14 protein-coding genes and 1 tRNA gene are annotated in these 16,634 nt (G+C 70.5%); 9 read left to right on the top strand and 6 right to left on the bottom strand.

All coding sequences use genetic code 11. The annotated features are described in order from the left end of the window. The first annotated feature begins 129 nt into the window (after positions 1 to 129). From VFH10_RS01455 to VFH10_RS01425, 7 genes are read left to right on the top strand one after another with little or no spacing between them, the layout of a single operon-like run. Positions 130 to 1,530 carry an ABC transporter substrate-binding protein gene (locus VFH10_RS01455; protein ID WP_325125251.1) on the top strand — a complete coding sequence of 467 codons (1,401 nt, stop codon included), beginning with the start codon at positions 130 to 132 and terminating at the stop codon, positions 1,528 to 1,530. Further along, the gene (locus VFH10_RS01450) at positions 1,527 to 2,537 is read left to right on the top strand and encodes a sugar ABC transporter permease (RefSeq protein ID WP_325125250.1); all 1,011 of its coding nucleotides are present in this window, start codon (positions 1,527 to 1,529) and stop codon (positions 2,535 to 2,537) included. Before VFH10_RS01455 ends, VFH10_RS01450 begins: the two co-directional genes overlap by 4 nt. After that, positions 2,534 to 3,421 carry a carbohydrate ABC transporter permease gene (locus VFH10_RS01445; protein ID WP_325125249.1) on the top strand — a complete coding sequence of 296 codons (888 nt, stop codon included), beginning with the start codon at positions 2,534 to 2,536 and terminating at the stop codon, positions 3,419 to 3,421. Before VFH10_RS01450 ends, VFH10_RS01445 begins: the two co-directional genes overlap by 4 nt. Before the next feature lie 50 nt (positions 3,422 to 3,471). Further along, positions 3,472 to 4,524: a zinc-binding alcohol dehydrogenase gene (locus VFH10_RS01440; RefSeq protein ID WP_325125248.1), complete on the top strand. Its 1,053-nt coding sequence runs from the start codon at positions 3,472 to 3,474 to the stop codon at positions 4,522 to 4,524. Beyond that, positions 4,521 to 5,588 (top strand): Gfo/Idh/MocA family oxidoreductase, encoded by a 1,068-nt coding sequence (locus VFH10_RS01435; protein ID WP_325125247.1) that lies wholly within the window; start codon positions 4,521 to 4,523, stop codon positions 5,586 to 5,588. The genes VFH10_RS01440 and VFH10_RS01435 overlap by 4 nt, the downstream gene beginning before the upstream one ends. Further along, complete coding sequence (locus tag VFH10_RS01430; RefSeq protein ID WP_325125246.1) at positions 5,585 to 6,940, top strand: glycoside hydrolase family 36 protein; 1,356 nt, start codon at positions 5,585 to 5,587, stop codon at positions 6,938 to 6,940. The genes VFH10_RS01435 and VFH10_RS01430 overlap by 4 nt, the downstream gene beginning before the upstream one ends. Continuing rightward, on the top strand, positions 6,937 to 8,634 hold the full coding sequence (locus tag VFH10_RS01425; protein ID WP_325125245.1) for an alpha-amylase family glycosyl hydrolase: 1,698 nt from the start codon (positions 6,937 to 6,939) through the stop codon (positions 8,632 to 8,634). The genes VFH10_RS01430 and VFH10_RS01425 overlap by 4 nt, the downstream gene beginning before the upstream one ends. A 55-nt stretch (positions 8,635 to 8,689) precedes the next feature. Here VFH10_RS01425 and VFH10_RS01420 read toward each other — a convergent pair. The 6 genes from VFH10_RS01420 to VFH10_RS01395 all read right to left on the bottom strand — a co-directional run bounded on the left by VFH10_RS01420 (position 8,690) and on the right by VFH10_RS01395 (position 14,409). Beyond that, positions 8,690 to 8,763: transfer RNA gene (locus VFH10_RS01420), tRNA-Met, on the bottom strand. Between the two features lie 130 nt (positions 8,764 to 8,893). Continuing rightward, positions 8,894 to 11,941 carry a UPF0182 family protein gene (locus tag VFH10_RS01415; protein ID WP_325125244.1) on the bottom strand — a complete coding sequence of 1,016 codons (3,048 nt, stop codon included), beginning with the start codon at positions 11,939 to 11,941 and terminating at the stop codon, positions 8,894 to 8,896. A gap of 40 nt (positions 11,942 to 11,981) precedes the next feature. Further along, positions 11,982 to 12,521, bottom strand: a complete 540-nt coding sequence (locus tag VFH10_RS01410; protein ID WP_325125243.1) for a PPA1309 family protein — start codon at positions 12,519 to 12,521, stop codon at positions 11,982 to 11,984. Further along, on the bottom strand, positions 12,518 to 13,579 hold the full coding sequence (locus tag VFH10_RS01405; RefSeq protein WP_325125242.1) for a YlbL family protein: 1,062 nt from the start codon (positions 13,577 to 13,579) through the stop codon (positions 12,518 to 12,520). Before VFH10_RS01405 ends, VFH10_RS01410 begins: the two co-directional genes overlap by 4 nt. Before the next feature lie 46 nt (positions 13,580 to 13,625). Continuing rightward, positions 13,626 to 13,898, bottom strand: coding sequence for a hypothetical protein (locus VFH10_RS01400; RefSeq protein WP_325125241.1), 273 nt, complete (start codon positions 13,896 to 13,898; stop codon positions 13,626 to 13,628). Between the two features lie 79 nt (positions 13,899 to 13,977). Further along, positions 13,978 to 14,409, bottom strand: coding sequence for a molybdenum cofactor biosynthesis protein MoaE (locus VFH10_RS01395; RefSeq protein ID WP_325125240.1), 432 nt, complete (start codon positions 14,407 to 14,409; stop codon positions 13,978 to 13,980). A gap of 258 nt (positions 14,410 to 14,667) precedes the next feature. Between VFH10_RS01395 and VFH10_RS01390 the strand changes: the two genes are divergently transcribed. Both VFH10_RS01390 and VFH10_RS01385 read left to right on the top strand, forming a co-directional pair. Further along, positions 14,668 to 16,074, top strand: a complete 1,407-nt coding sequence (locus VFH10_RS01390; protein ID WP_325125239.1) for a zinc-dependent metalloprotease — start codon at positions 14,668 to 14,670, stop codon at positions 16,072 to 16,074. Further along, positions 16,071 to 16,625 carry an NUDIX domain-containing protein gene (locus VFH10_RS01385; RefSeq protein ID WP_325125238.1) on the top strand — a complete coding sequence of 185 codons (555 nt, stop codon included), beginning with the start codon at positions 16,071 to 16,073 and terminating at the stop codon, positions 16,623 to 16,625. The genes VFH10_RS01390 and VFH10_RS01385 overlap by 4 nt, the downstream gene beginning before the upstream one ends. Positions 16,626 to 16,634: the final 9 nt, after the last annotated feature.

Below are 16,634 nucleotides of genomic sequence, written 5' to 3'. Positions count from 1 at the left end.
CCCCTCGCGCCGCTGTCCGGCCGGGTGAACCGGAGCGTCGGCGAGTGTAACAACTGGACATCTAATGCTTGACGCCTAGATGACATAGGTCCAATCTGTTGACAAAAGTGCTGACCCTACGGAGGACCCATGACCATCCACCGCCGACGCCGCGCCAGCGCAGCCGCTGTTCTCGCGAGCGTCGTGGTCGCCTCGCTCGCCGCGTGCGGCTCCGACGACGGAGGCGGCGGTGACGGCGACGACAGCCTCACGGTCTGGATCATCGAGGACCTGCCCGACCGGGTGGACGCGACCCAGGACATCATCGACGCGTTCACCGAGGAGAGCGGGGTCAACGTCGAGCTGGTCCCGGTCGCCGAGGACCAGTTCAACCAGGTGCTCACCTCCAACGCTGCCTCGGGGGACCTGCCCGACGTGATCGGGGCGCTGCCGCTCGGCTCGTTGCGCACCCTTTCGAGCAACGAGCTCGTCGACACCGACGCTGTGAGCGCGGTCGTGGAGAACCTCGACGCCGAGACGTTCAGCGAGAGCGCCATGTCTCTGGCCGCGGACGGGGACACCCAGCTCGGGGTCCCCAGCGAGTCGTGGGTCCAGCTGATGGTCTACCGGCAGGACCTGTTCGACGAGGCCGGGCTGGCCGCACCGGAGACCTACGAGGACGTGCTGGCCGCCGCCGAGGCACTGGACAGCCCCGAGGTCGCCGGCTTTGTCGGCGCCAACGTCGCCGGTGACGCCTTCACGTCGCAGACCTTCGAGGAGATCGGCCTGGGCAACGCCTGCGAGATGATCGACGAGGAGGGCCAGGTGACCTTCAACAGCCCCGAGTGCGTCGAGGGCCTCGACTTCTACGGAACGCTTCAGCAGGACTACTCCGTGAGCGGCGCACAGGACGTGGACACCACGCGCGCGTCGTACTTCGCCGGCCAGGCCGCGATGATCATCTGGTCGAGCTTCATCCTCGACGAGATGGCCGGACTGCGAGACGACGCGCTGCCGACGTGCCCGGAGTGCAACAAGAACCCAGCATTCCTCGCGGAGAACAGCGGCGTGGTGACTTCGATCCAGGGACCCTCGGGCTCGGCACCGGCGACGTTCGGCGAGGTCACGTCGTGGAGCATCACCGCGGACTCGGCGACCGAGCCGGCGCAGCAGTTCGTCGAGTACATGATGTCCGACGGTTACGAGCCGTGGATCGCGATCGCCCCCGAGGGCAAGATCCCGGTGCGGGCAGGGGACTCCCCCGGCGCGACCAACTACTCCGACGCCTGGGCGAAGATGCCAGTCGGAGTGGACACCAAGGCGCCGCTGTCCGACTTCTACGGTCCCGAGGTCATCGACGCGCTGACCACCGGCACTGAGACGCTGCAACGCTGGGCGATCCCGCAGGGCCAGGGTGACGTTCTCGGCGCCATCCAGGGCGAGCAGCCGGTGGCCAACGCGGTCAACGAGGTCTCCAACGGCACCCCGGCCGAGGAGGCCGCCCAGCAGGCCGCCGACGCCATCACCGAGGCTGCAGGGTCCGTCCAGTGAGCCTGGCCGGACCCTCGTCACCGATGCTGGCGTCGAAGCGGGGTGACGGCGAGCCTCCTCCTCGACCCCGCCATGGTGAGTCCGCGCGGGCCCGCGAGGACCGCCGGACGGGCTACCTGCTGATCTCGCCCACGGTGATCATCGTCTTCACCATGGTCGTGCTGCCGATCCTGTGGACGATCTCGCTGGGATTCCAGCAGGTGCGGCTGCTCAATCTCCGCCAGGCCGGGGTCATCGGCGACTACAGCCTCGAGAACTTCAGCAACGTCCTCGGATCGTCGGGGTTCGTCGACGCACTTCTGACGACTCTCGTCTACTCCGTCGCCGGAACGGCCTTCGCCATCGGGCTCGGCCTGCTTGCCGCGCTCGCTCTGCGCCGGCCGTTCCGCGGCCGCGGGCTGGTGCGGGCGTCCATGCTCGTGCCGTACGTCGCCCCCGTGGTTGCGGCGACCTTCGTGTGGTCGACGATGCTCAACCCGCAGTTCGGCGTCCTCAACTACTACGGCACCCGGCTGCTCGGGTGGGACGAGCCTGTCGCGTTCCTCAGCTCGGCTGAGCCTGTCTCGATCCTCGGCTTCGACACCCACGTGAGCGTGGCTCTCCTGAGCTGCGTGCTCTTCGAGGCGTGGCGCTCGTTCCCGTTCGCGTTCCTCTTCCTCACCGCCCGGATCCAGGCGATCCCGGAGTCCCTCGAGGAGGCTGCGACAGTGGACGGCGCGACCCCGACCCAGCGGTTCCGCCACATCGTTCTGCCGCAGTTGCTCCCGACCATCGCGGTCCTGACCGTGCTGCGTTTCATCTGGACCTTCAACAACTTCGACGACATCTACCTGCTCACCGGCGGTGGAGCCGGGACGCAGGTCGTCGCGGTGCGCGTCTACGACTACCTGATCAACCGGGGAGACATCGGAGCCGCCGCCGCGCAGGCGCTCGTCCTGGCCGCCATCCTGGCCGTCCTCGTGACGGTCTACCTCAAGCTGTTCGGTCGTTCCGAGGAGGCCGCATGAGCACCGCCACCCCGGGCATCAGCCGCGACTCCGTGGAGCGTCGGCTCCTCCTCGTGATCAGGCCGGCCTTCATCATCTTCCTGCTGGTCATCAGCCTGTTCCCCTTCTACTACATGGTGCTGCTGTCCTTCCGCCAGCTCGACTCCGTCCTCCAAGACCCGGGGGCGCTCTGGCCGAGTCTCGGCGAGATCGACCTCGACACGTACAAGAACGTGCTCGCCTCGACGGCAGACGGCGGGCAGGGGTTCTTGAACTTCATCAAGAACAGCATGCTGGTGGCCCTCGGCACCGTGGTGATCAGCTTGCTCGTCGCGATCCCCGGCGCCTACGCGGTCAGCCGGCTGGAGTTCTTCGGCCGCCGCCAGATCAGCGCGGTGTTCCTGGGCGTCTACTTCTTCCCCGCGATCCTGCTGGCGATCCCGCTGTTCGTGCTCTTCACCCGGCTGGGTCAGCGCGGCACCCTGACCGGCCTGTTGGTCGTCTACGTCGCGCAGGTGGCGGCGGTGTCGATCTACATGTTGCGCAACTACTTCGACACCATCCCCGCCAGCCTCGAGGAGGCGGCCGCGATCGACGGGTGTACACGGCTGCAGGCGATGCGGCACGTCAGCCTGCCACTGGCGCTGCCGGCGATCGCCTCGAACGCCCTGTTCGTCTTCATGATCGCCTGGAACGAGTTCCTCTTCGCCCTGCTCTTCCTCGTGGAGCGGCGGGAGAACTGGACGGTCTCCCTCGGCCTGTCCCAGCTCGCCGGAAGCATCGAGGTGCCGACCACGGTGCTGATGGCCGGCTCGGTGATCCTCACCCTTCCGATCATCGTGCTCTTCTTCCTCAGCGAGCGCTGGCTGGCTGGAGGACTCACCGCCGGGGCCGAGAAGGGCTGACTCTGCGGGGCCCTCGCCCGCCTCACCGACCCTCACCCAGGAGGACAACCGTGCCCGAGGTCGTCTCGTTCGCCGCGCCGTACGACGTCGCGCTGGTCCCGTGCGACCCGCAGCCGCTGGTGCCGGGCTCGGTGCGGCTGCGCACGTGGTACTCCGGCATCTCGGCCGGCACCGAGCTGACCGCGTACCGCGGCTCGAATCCCTACCTGACCCGCACCTGGGATCCCGAGCGGCGGCTCTTCGTCGAGGGGGACCCGACCTTCGGCTACCCGGTGCAGGGGTGGGGGTACTCCGAGGTCGGTGAGGTCGTGGAGGTCGCAGCCGACGTCGGATCCCCGGCCGTCGGCCAGGTGGTGCACGGCATCTGGGGCCACCGCAGCGAGGCGGTGGTCTCGGCCGCCGCCGTCCGTGACCGGGTGTGGAACGCGGACGACGCGATCTCCGGCACCTTCGCGCGGGTCGGGTCGATCGCCCTCAACGCCGTGCTGGCCGCCGAGGCGCAACTCGGCGACCGGGTCGCCGTCTTCGGCCAGGGCGTGATCGGCCTGCTGGCCACCCGGTTAGCGGTCGTCAGCGGCGCTGAGGTGGTCGCAGTGGACACCGTCCCCGAGCGGCTCGAGGCAGCCCGCGCGATGGGCGCCGCCGAGGTGGTGATCGCCAGCGTCGACGGCGGCGCCGGAGCCGCCATCCGGGCCTGGTGCGACGGCGGCGTGGACTCGGCGATCGAGCTGAGCGGCAACGACCGGGCCCTGCACGAGGCGGTCCGCTCCGTCGTGGTCGACGGGACCGTGGTGGCCTCGGGCTTCTACCAGGGCGGGGCGGAGCACCTGCGGCTCGGCGAGGAGTTCCACCACAACCGGGTCCGGATCGTGGCCAGCCAGATCGCCGGCACGCCGGTCCGTCTCGGACCACGCTGGGACCAGCCCCGGCTCGTGCGCACCTTCATGGAACAGGTCCGCCGCGGCCGGGTCGACGCCCGCTCGCTGGTCACCGACGTCGTCGAGGCCGCCGACGTCGCGGCCGTCTTCGAGCGTCTCGACCGGGGTGACCCCTCGATCCTGCAGGCCGTGCTGCGGTTCCCCGCAGCCTCGGGGACGACATGACCGTCGACACCTCCCCCCAGTTTCCCGCCGATCGCACCGGCGTCGCGATCCTCGGCTGCGGCACGATCGCCCAGTCGGCCCACCTGCCGGCGTACGAGCAGTACGGCGTCGGGGTGACGGGCGTGTGGAGCCGGCGGCAGGAGACCACCGCCTCGGTGCTGGACACGTTTCCGTTCGTCGGCCGGGTCTACGCCACCGCCGAGGAGCTGCTGGCCGACCCTGAGGTGCGCTTCGTGGACCTCGCCACAGGACCGGAGGGCCGGCTGACGTGGATAGAGGCGGCGGTGGCCGCCGGCAAGCACGTGCTGGCCCAGAAGCCGCTCACGCTGTCGCCCGACGACCTGGCCCAGTTGCCCGGCGTGCTGGCCCGCGCCGAGACAGCCGGCGTCCGCGTGGCGGTGAACCACAACGGGCGCTGGGCCCCGCCGTGGCGGGCGGTGACCCTGCTCGTCCGCGACGGGGCCGTCGGGCAGGTCGTCGGCGTCACGCACCTGCACGACAAGCCGCTCCCCCCGCTCACCGGCACCCCCTTCGACGACGTACCCCACATGCTGCTCACCGACTATCTCCTGCACTGGGTCGACATCACGCGCTCGTGGCTGCAGGACGGTGGTGCCGGTCCGGTGACCACGGTTCAGGCCAGCGACTCCCGGGTCCCGGGGCAGCCCGCAGGGGCTCGCAACCCGTGGTCGGCCACCCTGTCGATGGGCACTCCCTCGGGGGCCACGGCCGGCCTGCGGATCGTGGGAAATGTGGTGGCCTCGCAGCCGGGCTGCCCGTTCTGGTTACACGGCACCACGGGCACGCTCCGTGGCAGCGTGCTCCTGGACTCTGACCGGCTCGAGCTCGACGACGGCTCCACGCGGACCCCGGTGCCGCTGCACGGCGCCTGGTTCGTCGACGGCTTCGCCGCCGCGATGGGTGAGCTGATGTGCGCGGTGGCCGAGGGCCGGCAGCCGGAGAACTCCGCTGCTGACGCGGCACGGTCGGTCGCGGTGGTGCTGGCCGCCCGCACCTCTGCGGAGCGGGACGGCGTCCCGGTCGCCGTGGAGGGCCCGTCGTGACCGCCCTCGGGGACGTCGTCGACGAGGTCCCCGTCGACCCCGCGCGGGCGCGCGTGTACGCCGAAGGGTGGCAGAGCTGGAGCCCGGCGACCTGGTATCCCGTCGGCGCCGAGAGCCGGGTCCCGCAGGAGGAGTGGCAGCACCTGATGCGGTTCCGGTCGGGGACCCCCCTCGCTCCCGACGCCCTGCAGGCCGAGGGACTTCTCGTGGTGGACCCGGGCACCGGCGAGCCGGCTCGTCTCTACGCCCCGCAGGACCCGCTGACCGTGCCCACCGTGCGGGCGACCACCCAGGACGGCACCCTGCTGGTCCGCGCCACCGGACCGGTCGCCGTCTCCGACCACTCCGCCGGGGGTGAGGCTGCGCTGCAGGCATTCGGCGACACGTACTCCGCCCGCCGACAGGGGCTCCCGCTGGCGGAGCCGCCCACGGTGTGGTGCTCCTGGTACCACTACTTCGAGCGAGTCACCGCGGCCGACGTCGTCGAGAACCTGAGCGCCATCGACCAGCACGCCCTCGCCGTCGACGTCGTACAGATCGACGACGGCTGGAGCCCCGGGCTCGGTGAAGGGCTGGTGCCCTCCCCCGCGTTCTGGTCGCTGCCGGCGCTGGTGGACGCGATCCGCGACTCGGGCCGTCGGGCGGGCCTGTGGCTGGCGCCGTTCCTGGTCGGAACTCAGACCGCGCTGGCCCGCGAGCACCCCGACTGGCTGGTGGGTCCAGCCGGGCACAACTGGGGGCAGGACCTCGTCGGCCTGGACCTCACCCACCCTGGGGTGCAGGAGCTCCTGCGCGACGTGCTCGGGCGGTTGGCCGCCCTGGGCGTGGACTACCTCAAGCTCGACTTCCTCTACGGCGGTGCGCTGCCCGGCCCGCGGTACACCGACGTGGACGAGGTGACCGCCTACCGCATCGGGCTCGAGCTGGTCCGGGAGGCGGTCGGACCGGACGTGTATCTCGTCGGCTGCGGGGCACCGCTGCTGCCGAGCGTGGGACTGGTCGATGCGATGCGGGTCTCCCCCGATACCTTTCACGAGGGCGCCGAGGACGGGTCCGCCGGACTGCGGGGGCTGATGCCGCTGGCGGCACGGGCGTGGATGCAGGGCAGGCTCTGGGTCAACGACCCCGACTGCGTCGTGGCGCGGCCGTCGTACCGGCTGCGCGAACGGTGGGCCAGAGAATCCGGCCGCTTTGGCGGTCTGGCGTCGTTCTCCGACCGGGTCTCCGACCTCGACGACTGGGGCCTGGCCACCGTAGGAGGGCTGCTGGCCGAGGGCGGCTCGAGCGCCCCGCTGTCAGCGGACCGGGTTCGCGAGGGCGCCGCGCTCGCCCAGGCCGAGGGGTCGGCATGACCACGCTCGACACGAGGCAGCTGACCGCCCGGATTGCGCCGTACGTCGAGATGCTCTACCCCGACGATGACGGCGCTGTGCTGCACGCTTTGGTCGAGCTGGCCCAGCGTTACGCCGCGGCCCTGGCCGGCCGCGAGGTGGCACCGCCCACCGAGCGGACCGCCTGCCTGATCACCTACGGCGACGGCATCCGCCGGCGAGGCGAGGCACCACTGCACACGCTGGCGGCGTTCCTGCACGACCACGTGGGCGACCTGCTCAGCGACGTGCACCTGCTACCGATGTTCCCGTGGACGTCCGACGACGGCTTCGCCGTTGTCGACCACCGGGCCGTGAACCCGTCATTGGGGAGCTGGGACGACGTGGCCGAACTGGCGGCCGAGCACGCCTTGATGTTCGACTTCGTCGCCAACCACACCTCCAGCCACTGCCCCTGGTTCCTGGGTTGGCTGGCCGGCGATCCGGCCTACGCCGGGTTCTACGTCGAGAAGGACCCGGACTTCGACGAGTCCCGCGTGGTCCGGCCGCGGACCACGCCGCTCCATCACGCGTTCCCCCGCCCGGACGGGTCCAAGTCGTGGGCATGGACCACCTTCGGCGACGATCAGGTCGACGTCGACGTGCGCCACCCGGCGACCCTGATCGAGCTGACCGACGTGCTGTTGGGTTACCTCGTCCGCGGCGCCTCGGCGGTCCGGCTGGACGCGATCGGGTTCCTCTGGAAGCAGTCAGGCACTACCTGCCTGCACCTGCCGCAGACCCATGCCGTGATCAAGCTGTGGCGGGCACTCGTCGACGAGGTCGCGCCGGGGACCCGGCTGCTGACCGAGACCAACGTCCCGCACGCCGAGAACATCTCCTACTTCGGCGACGGCCACGACGAGGCCAACCTCGTATACCAGTTCGCGCTCCCGCCGCTGGTGCTGCACTCCTTCGTGGCCGGCTCGACCGTCCGGCTCAGCGACTGGGCAGCGGGTGTGGGGCCGGTGAGCGACACCGCGACGTGGTTCAACTTCCTGGCCAGCCATGACGGGATCGGGATGCGCGCCACCGAGGGGATCCTCGACGACCACGAGCGCACGGCCCTCGTCGACCGAACCCATGCGCACGGGGGACGGGTCTCGTGGGCCAGCCGGCCGGACGGTTCGCGTCGGGTCTACGAGCTCAACCTCAGCTACCTCGACGCCCTGTGCACGGTCGAAGAGGCGCGTGACCCGGCGATCGTCGCCGCCAAGGCGCTGGCCGCCCACAGCATCCTGTTCGGCTTCCTCGGTGTGCCTGCCGTCTACTACCACTCGCTGGTCGGATCGCCGCCCGACCTGGAGGGGATGGTCACCAGCCGGATCAACCGTCGGATCAACCGGGCTGTCCTCGACGCCGACCGGCTGGCTCAGGAATTGCGCGACGACCCGCGGCGCCAGGCGGTGTTCGCCGGGATGCGACGACTGCTCGACGTACGCCGGCGGCATCGGGCGTTCTCGCCGTTCGGCACACAGGAGGTCGAGCGGCTCGACGCCCGCGTCTTCGCGCTGCGCCGGGGCGTGGGCACCGCAGACGAGCTGCTCTGCGTGACCAACGTGACCAGTGAGTCCGTCACCCTACCCACAGTGACGGGCGTCGACGTGCTGGCCGACCACGTGGTCGCGCCACTGACCCTTGGCCCGTGGGGCTACGCCTGGGTGCGGCCCCAGTGACCGGTCTCTAAATACTTTCAGGCTCGGAATCCGTAGATTCCGAGCCTGAAATTCGTAGCGGGGGCAGGATTTGAACCTGCGACCTCTGGGTTATGAGCCCAGCGAGCTACCGAACTGCTCCACCCCGCGTCGGTGACGCCAACCTTACGGGAGACGCCGACGCCGTCCAAATCGAGAGCAGCATGACGGCGATCACATCTGGTCTCGACGGACTCGCCACCGGATGTCGCGATCGCCGGACCGGAGCTCGGCCTGTGGCTCAGCCGCTCGCTTGTCCGTCTCCATCTGCGCCGGAGCCGTCGCCGGACCCATCGCCGGACCCATCGCCGGAGCCGCCGCCTCCTCCACCGTCTCCGTTGCCGGCACCGTTGCCGGCACCGCCTTGGTCGGCCTCCTCGATGGCCTGCTGGACCAGGTCACGGGCCTCCTGGCTGGCCTCGGCGTACCCAGGGAGGTCGCCGTCGCGCAACGCCTGCTCGGCCTCGACGAACTTGGCCTCGGCCTGCTGCAGCAGCTCGCGTACGTCGCCGGACACAGGAGCGCTCGGCCCGGTGCCGGGATCACCACCGAGGTCGGGGTTCTCCGCCGGGTCGACGGACTCCTCCGGAGTGGTGATGCCGAGGACGTCGTCGAGGGCCGCGGTCAGCGTCGAGCCGATCCCGACGTCCTCGCCGAAGGACGCCAGCACGTAGCGGAGGACGGGGTAGCGGCCCTCGCCCTCCTGGCGCAGCGTGTACAACGGCTGCACGTACAGCAGGCCGTCACCGACCGGCAGGGTCAGCAGGTTGCCGAACAGTGCCTTGGAGTTCGTCCGTGTGAACGCCAGCAGGCGGTCCTGGATCTCCTGCTCCGAGGCGAACTGGTTGGCGATCTGTGACGGCCCGGGCACCTGCGTGTTGCTCGGCAGTCGCAGGATCCGGATCTTGCCGTAGTCCTCCTGCGACGCGTCGGAGTCGACGGAGATGAAGGAGGCGAGGTTCTGCCTCTCCTGAGGGACGAAGACGCTGGTCAGAGAGAACACTGGCGCGCTCTCGCCCGGCGTCCGCACCGACAGCCGGTAGGGCGGCTGCTTGTTGGTCTTGATCTCGGGGTCCTGCGGGACCTCCCAGCGGTCGTTGCCCTCGTAGAACGTCTTGGGGTTCTTCACGTGGTACGTCGCCAGCATGTGCCGCTGCACCTTGAACATGTCCTCTGGGTATCGCATGTGCGCGAGGAGGTTCGGCGGGATCTCCGAGCGCGGACGGACCACCTGGGGGAACGCCTCGGACCATGCGTCGAGGATCGGGTCGCGGTCCCACTCATAGAGGGTGACGCTGCCGTCGTAGGCGTCCACGACCGCCTTGACCGAGTTGCGCATGTAGTTGATCTCGTCGGTCGGGAGCGTGGAGTACGCGGTCCGCGGCTGCAACGAGTCCTCGGTCATGTCGCTGAGCGAGTCCTTCTGAGCGTTCGGGTAGTGGTCCGTCGTCGTGTAGCCGTCGACGATCCACACCACGCGCCCGTCCACCACCGCGGGATAGACGTCGCCGTCCACCGTCAGCCACGGGGCGACCTTCTGCACGCGGTCCCGCGGTGCACGGTCGTAGAGGATGCGGGAGTTCTCGTTGACCCGGCTGGACAGCACGATGTTGGGCTCGGAGAACTTGATCGCGTAGAGCAGCTTGTTGAAGATTCCGCCCACCGGCACGCCGGCGCTGCCGTCGTAGGTCGTGGTGGTCGGCTGGTCGCCGCCGCTGCCCTCCGGGATGTCGAGCTCCACGTCGCGAGCACCGTCGGACTTGCCGACGATGGAGTACGACGGGCTCCGCTCGCCGAAGTAGATCCGCGGCTGGTAGCCGTCCTCGAACATGTTGGTCAGATCGCCGCGGGGCGGGATGTCCTGCTCCGCCCAGATCGGCTTGCCCTCGGCGTCGGGCACCGGCTGGTCGTTGGCGTCCTTCTGGTTGCCGTAGGCCGCGATCACGCCGTACCCGTGCGTGTAGACGGTGTGCAGGTTGGCCCAGTTGCGCTGGGACTCCTCGAGACCGCTCTGCTCGAGCTCGCGGACCGCCACGACCATGTCACGGGTCTCCCCGTTGAGCTCGTACCGGTCGACGTCGAGGACGTCACTCACGCTGTAGTAGCCACGCACCTGCTGCAGCTGCTCGTAGGCGTCGGACACCAGGCTCGGGTCGAGCAGCCGGATCCCGGGGATGGAGGACGCGTCGGCGGCGAGCACGTCACTCGACAGCGACAGCGTCGCGTCGTAGTTGGTCACCTCGGAGTCGGCCACGTCGTACGCCGTGCGCGTCGCCTCGATGTTGCGCGCGATGTAGGGGCCCTCCTTGTCGGGCTCCGACGGGCGCACTTGGAACTGCTGCACGATGCCCGGCCAGATCGCGCCGAGCAGTACAGCGGAAAGGACCAGCAGCGCCAGCCCGACCGACGGCAGCATCCACGTGCGGCGCAGGATGTTGGCGAAGAACAGCAGCGCGCAGATCAGCGCGATGAACATCAGGATGTTCTTCGACGGCAGCACGGCGTTCCGGTCGGTGTAGCCCATGCCGGTGAACAGGCCGCCGCCCTCGGTCGTGAGGTCGAACCGGTCCAGCCAGTAGTCGACGGCCTTGATCAGGACGAACAGGCCGAGCAGCACCGAGAGGTGCACCTGGGCCGCGCCGGTCAGCTTGTCGCCACGCGCCTGCAGCCGGATCCCGCCGAACAGGTAGAGCGTGATCGCCACCGCGATCAGGCTGAGCACGGTGACCGCCATGCCGAAGTCGACGAGGTAGTGCAGCCAGGGCAGCTCGAAGACGTAGAAGCCGACGTCACGGTTGAAGTACGGGTCCTCGGTCCCGAACGGGACCTGGTTGCGCCACAGCAGGAACTGCCGCCACTGGCCGGCGCCGGAGCTGCCGGCGAAGATCCCGAGGACCACGGCGATGCCGAGCAGCAGCCAGCGCCGCATCGGCTCGACCACCTCGCGGTAGCGGTCGAGGTTGACCTGCTCCTGGGACGCAGGCCGGAAGACCGGGCGGAACCGGTAGGCGATCATGATGTTGGCCGCCACGATCGCGCCGAGCAGGACACCGAAGATCAGGAACAGCATCACCCGCGTGCCGAGGACGGTGTTGAACACCTCGGAGTACCCCACGCTGCGGAACCACAGCCGGTCGGTCCAGATGCCGGTGAAGACCGAGGCCAGGAAGAAGGCCGCGACCAGGATGATGGCGGTGCCGACGAGCGCGCGCGAGCGTCCCTGCGGGGGTGCCTGAGCAGCGGCGGGCCGCCGCGGCTGCTGGGGTGGTTCCTCGAAGAATCCGCTCACAACCTGCTACCTGTCTCCATGTCCCGTGGGCTGACCCAGATCATTGGGTCAGGGTCCCGTGCAACAACTCTAGAAGGCCCGGCACAAGGTCGACGCCTTCTAGCACCGACTGGTCGTCGTCGTGGGCCCGCATCCGGAGCGTGCAGTACGCCGCGCCGTCCCTCGTGGCTGCCGCGACGATGCGTACTTCCTGCCGGTCCGGGTGCGACGCGGCGTACTCCTGGGCCGCCTCGTGGTCCTCCGGCATCTCGGCGTCCGCGGAAGGTGGGAGCACCAGTCGCTCGACCACGGCGGCGCAGCCGAACACCTCGGCGGGCCACATGATCCCCTCGAGGGTCTCCTCGAGGGGATGGTCCGCGGGGGTCTCCTGCTCGACCGGCGTCAGCGAGCCGGCCTCGGCCTCGGCGACGCCGAGAGCGGTGGCTAGACCGGGCTCGCGCGACAGCAGGTCGCTGGTCGGAACGAGCGCGAACAGCCGGGCCGGCTGGTCCCAGCCGGAGTTGGCGGCGTGGGCCTCGATCTCACGCGCGGCCGAGCGCAGGTAGGGGTCGACGTCGGGGGTGTCCGGGTGCTCGGTCATCGGTCCTCGCAGCTCGGCAGCTCGGCGTCGGGGTCCTCGGCGTAGGTCTCGAGCGACTCGACCGCCTCGTGCATGGTGGTGGCGCGCACCAGCCGGATCTCGTCCTCGCCGACGTTCGCCCCGAGGGCGGCCGCACAGTTGGCGGCCGGGACCAGGAACAGCTCGGCACCGGCGTCGGCCGCGGCGACCACCTTCTGCTGGATCCCGCCGATCGGGCCGACCTCGCCCTGACCGTCGATGCTGCCGGTGCCGGCCACGTCAGCACCCTTCGTCATGGAGCCGGGGGTGAGGGTGTCGTAGACGGCGAGGGAGAAGATCAAGCCGGCGCTGGGACCGCCGATGTTGTCGTCGAGGTTCACGCTCACGTCGAACGGGAAGTCGTAGCCGGTGCCGATCTCGATCCCCACTACGGCGCGCTCGGCGTCGTCGGGCGCGGCCTCGGCCGTCACCGTCACGGTGCGCCGGTCGCCGTCTCGACGTACGACGAACTCGGCGGGCTCCCCCACGCCGGTCTCCTGGATCGCGTCCGAGACCTGGGAGACGTCCTCGATCGTCTGGCCGTTGACCTCGAGGAGGTAGTCGCGGGGCTCGAGCTTGCCGTCGGCGGGCGACCCCTCGGCCACGCCGAGGACCTCGGTGCGCAACGGCAGATCGAAGCCGAGCTCCCGGAGCGCCACCGCGATGGCCGTGTCCTGGGAGGAGACCATCTGCACGCTGCTCTCCCGCTCGACCTCCTCGACGGTCTGTTGGGGCGGGTAGATCACGTCGCGGGGATAGACGGCGCGAGTGCCGTCGAACCACGCGGACAGCGCCTCGACCAGCGAGATCTCCGAGTCAGGTCTGGTCACCGAGACCGTGGTCAGCCGCAGGTCTCCGTCGGTCGGGTACGTGTCCGCACCCTCTACCTGGATGACCCGGTCGCCCTCCACCTCGTCGAAGACGTTGACGGTGGGCCCGGGGCTCATCGTCACGTAGGGCACCGGAAGGAAGGCCGCGGCGGAGATCAACCCGACGAGGAGCACGGTGACCAGCACGCTGGACACGGTGCGGCGGCTCATGCGGCCACCTTCTCATTTGCGGCCAACTGGTCTGACATGCAGGCGGCTACGCGGACCTGCGGGTGTCACCGTTGCCGGGGGGGCGGCGCGAGGGCCGTACGGCGATCCCGGTGCTCCGGTCGCGGACCGGCTGCGGCCTGGGCGCTCGTGCGCCCGGGTGCTCGCGCGTGATCGCCCGGGCGAACCGCTCCTGGTCGGCGTCGCGGACGCTCGTGCGTGCCGCGCGCTCGTCTCGCCTGGGCCGTCCGGCCCAGGCGGCCCAGAGCATGGCGACGCCGGTGACCGCGGCGGCCGGGACCAGCCAGAGCAGGATCTCCACCGCCCCAGGCTACGGAGCGGAACGCTCCCGGCCCGGCAGGCACGCGGGAGGTCCAGACGATCGCGCTGCAGTTCCCGGTTCAGGGGGTGCCGACCCACTCCTCCGTGCCGTCGTCGAAGAGCTGGTGCTTCCAGATCGGGACCGACTCCTTCAGCCGGTCGATGAGCGCACGCGAGGCCTCGAACGCCTCGCCGCGGTGGGCCGCCGACGTCGCGACGATCACGGCGGCATCCCCTAGCGCGAGCAGGCCGACCCGGTGCACCGCCGCCACCGCCTGGACGTCGTGCTTGCCCGCGATCTCCTCGCACACGTCGCGGAGCCGGTCGAGCGCGGTCGGGTGGGCGGAGTACTCGAGCCCGTCCACGCCCTTGCCGCCGTCGTGGTCGCGGACCGTCCCCACGAAGAGCGTGACGCCGCCCGACGCCTGGTCGGCCAGCACGTCGAGCACCTCCTGGGCGTCGAGCGCCTGGTCGCGGATGTCGACGAGGCGTACGACGGGGGGCTCGGTCACGTGACGAGCGTAGTCGGACCCGCCATTCGCTAACGCAGCTCATTCCCGTGTAGCGCGTGAGAACTGCTAGCCGAGGGGTCCGCTGGTCCTGCGGAGGAGCGCAGCGGAGGAGCGGGAACAACTGACCCCTCGGCGAACCCAGCGACGCGGAACAGCGGGGCTGGGCACTCACTTGACCGCAGTCAGCCTGACACCGACCCCAACCGCGGAAGGCCGGTCTTGGTCACGCGCTACCTGGTCACGAGTAACGTGAAAGCCATGAGCAACGATCCCGGCGACCGCCCGGAGGACCCCAACAACCCGTTCAAGGGCACGCCGTTCGAGCAGATGTTCCAGGCGTTCGGGGGCGCCTTCGGCGCAGGTGGGGCCGGCGGCGCGGGCATGCCCGACCTGAACGCACTGATCGGGCAGATGCAGGCGATGATGACCCCGCACGAGGGGTCGGTGAACTGGCAGCTCGCCAAGGACGTCGCCCGGCGTACCGTCGCCGCCGAGCCCGACCCGACCCCCTCGGAGCGCCAGTGCGCGGACATCGCCGACGCCCTCCGGCTCGCCGACCACTGGCTCGACTCGGCCACCGACCTCCCCTCCGGACTGAGCACGTCCGTCGCGTGGAGCCGGGCCGACTGGATCGAGGAGACCGTCGAGGTGTGGCAACGGCTCGTGGAGCCGGTCGCCGAGCACGTCGTCTCGGCGATGGGCAACGCCCTCCCCGAGGAGGCCAAGGCGATGGCCGGCCCGCTGATGGGGATCCTGAACCAGGCGGGTGGCGCGATGTTCGGCACCCAGGTCGGGCAGGCGCTCGGCGGGCTGGCCGGCGAGGTGCTCACCGCCTCCGACATCGGTCTGCCGCTGGGCCCGAGCGGCAAGGCGGCGCTGCTGCCGCTCAACGTGTCCGCGTTCGCCGACGGGCTCGACGTCGGCGAGGAGGACGTCCGGCTCTACCTCGCGCTCCGCGAGGCCGCCCACCAGCGGCTCTTCGGACACGTGCCCTGGTTGAAGGCGCACCTGCTCGCCACGGTCGAGGACTACGGCCGCGGGACCACGATCGACGTCTCCAAGATCGAGGAGTCGATGCGCGGCATCGACCCGACCAACCCGGCGTCGCTTCAGGAGGCCCTCGAGGGCGGACTGTTCGAGCCGGAGAAGACCCCCGCCCAGCAGGCCGCGCTGACCCGGCTCGAGACCACCCTCGCGCTCGTCGAGGGCTGGGTCGACGACGTCGTGGGCCAGGCCACCGAGAACCGGATGCCCGCCGCCGGCAAGCTGCAGGAAGCGGTACGACGACGCCGCGCGGCGGGCGGACCCGCCGAATCGACCTTCGCCGCCCTCGTCGGGCTGGAGCTGCGACCACGGCGACTGCGCGACGCCTCCGCCCTGTGGGGCTCGCTGCGGAGCAGGCAGGGGCAGCAGGGTCGCGACGCGGTCTGGGCGCACCCCGACCTGCTGCCGACGGCTGCCGACCTCGACGACCCGTTGGGCTTCCGCGAGGGCCTGGCCGAGCCGGAGGCGCTCACCGACGCCGAGTTCGACGCCGCGCTCGCGCAGATGCTCGACACGGAGGCCGGCGACGACGCCGACGCCGAGCCCCGGCCGACCGACGACGGCGGCCCCGGCAACGCCGAGACGGACGGCGACGACGCCGGCGACACCCCGCGGGAGTGACCACCGGTCCCCGGTTGCACGACGACGCCCTCGCCGCGCTGCGGGCCTGGGCCGCGCCCTCGCCCGCGCAGGAGGGGCTGCGTGCCCGCTACGTCGCCCACCTGGAGGAGCACCCGGACGGGACGGACCGGGCCTGCTTCCCCGACCACCTGACCGCCGGCACCGTCATGCTCTCCGCCGACGGTCGCGAGGTGCTGCTCAACCTGCACGGCAAGGCCCGCCGGTGGTTCGCGTTCGGCGGCCACATCGAGCCGGGCGACCGGACCCTCGCCGACGCGGCCCGGCGGGAGGCCGCCGAGGAGTCCGGGCTCGACGACTTCGTGTTCGACCCGGTGCCCGTCCACCTCGACCTGCACACCGTGACGTTCTGCGACCCGCGAGGGCCGGTGCGGCACCTGGACGTGCGCTACTCGGCGGTGGCCCCGCACGACGCCGCGCACGAGGTCAGCGAGGAGTCCCTCGACGTGCGCTGGTGGCCGCTCGACGGGTTGCCGACGCTCGAGGAGGAGATGCACACGCTGATCGGGCTCGCCAGGGCCCGGCACTTCTGACCTACCACC

Origin of the sequence: Nocardioides sp. (assembly GCF_035697785.1) — a bacterium.
Lineage (GTDB): Bacteria > Actinomycetota > Actinomycetes > Propionibacteriales > Nocardioidaceae > Nocardioides_B.
This window is presented reverse-complemented; position numbering and strand designations above follow the sequence as displayed.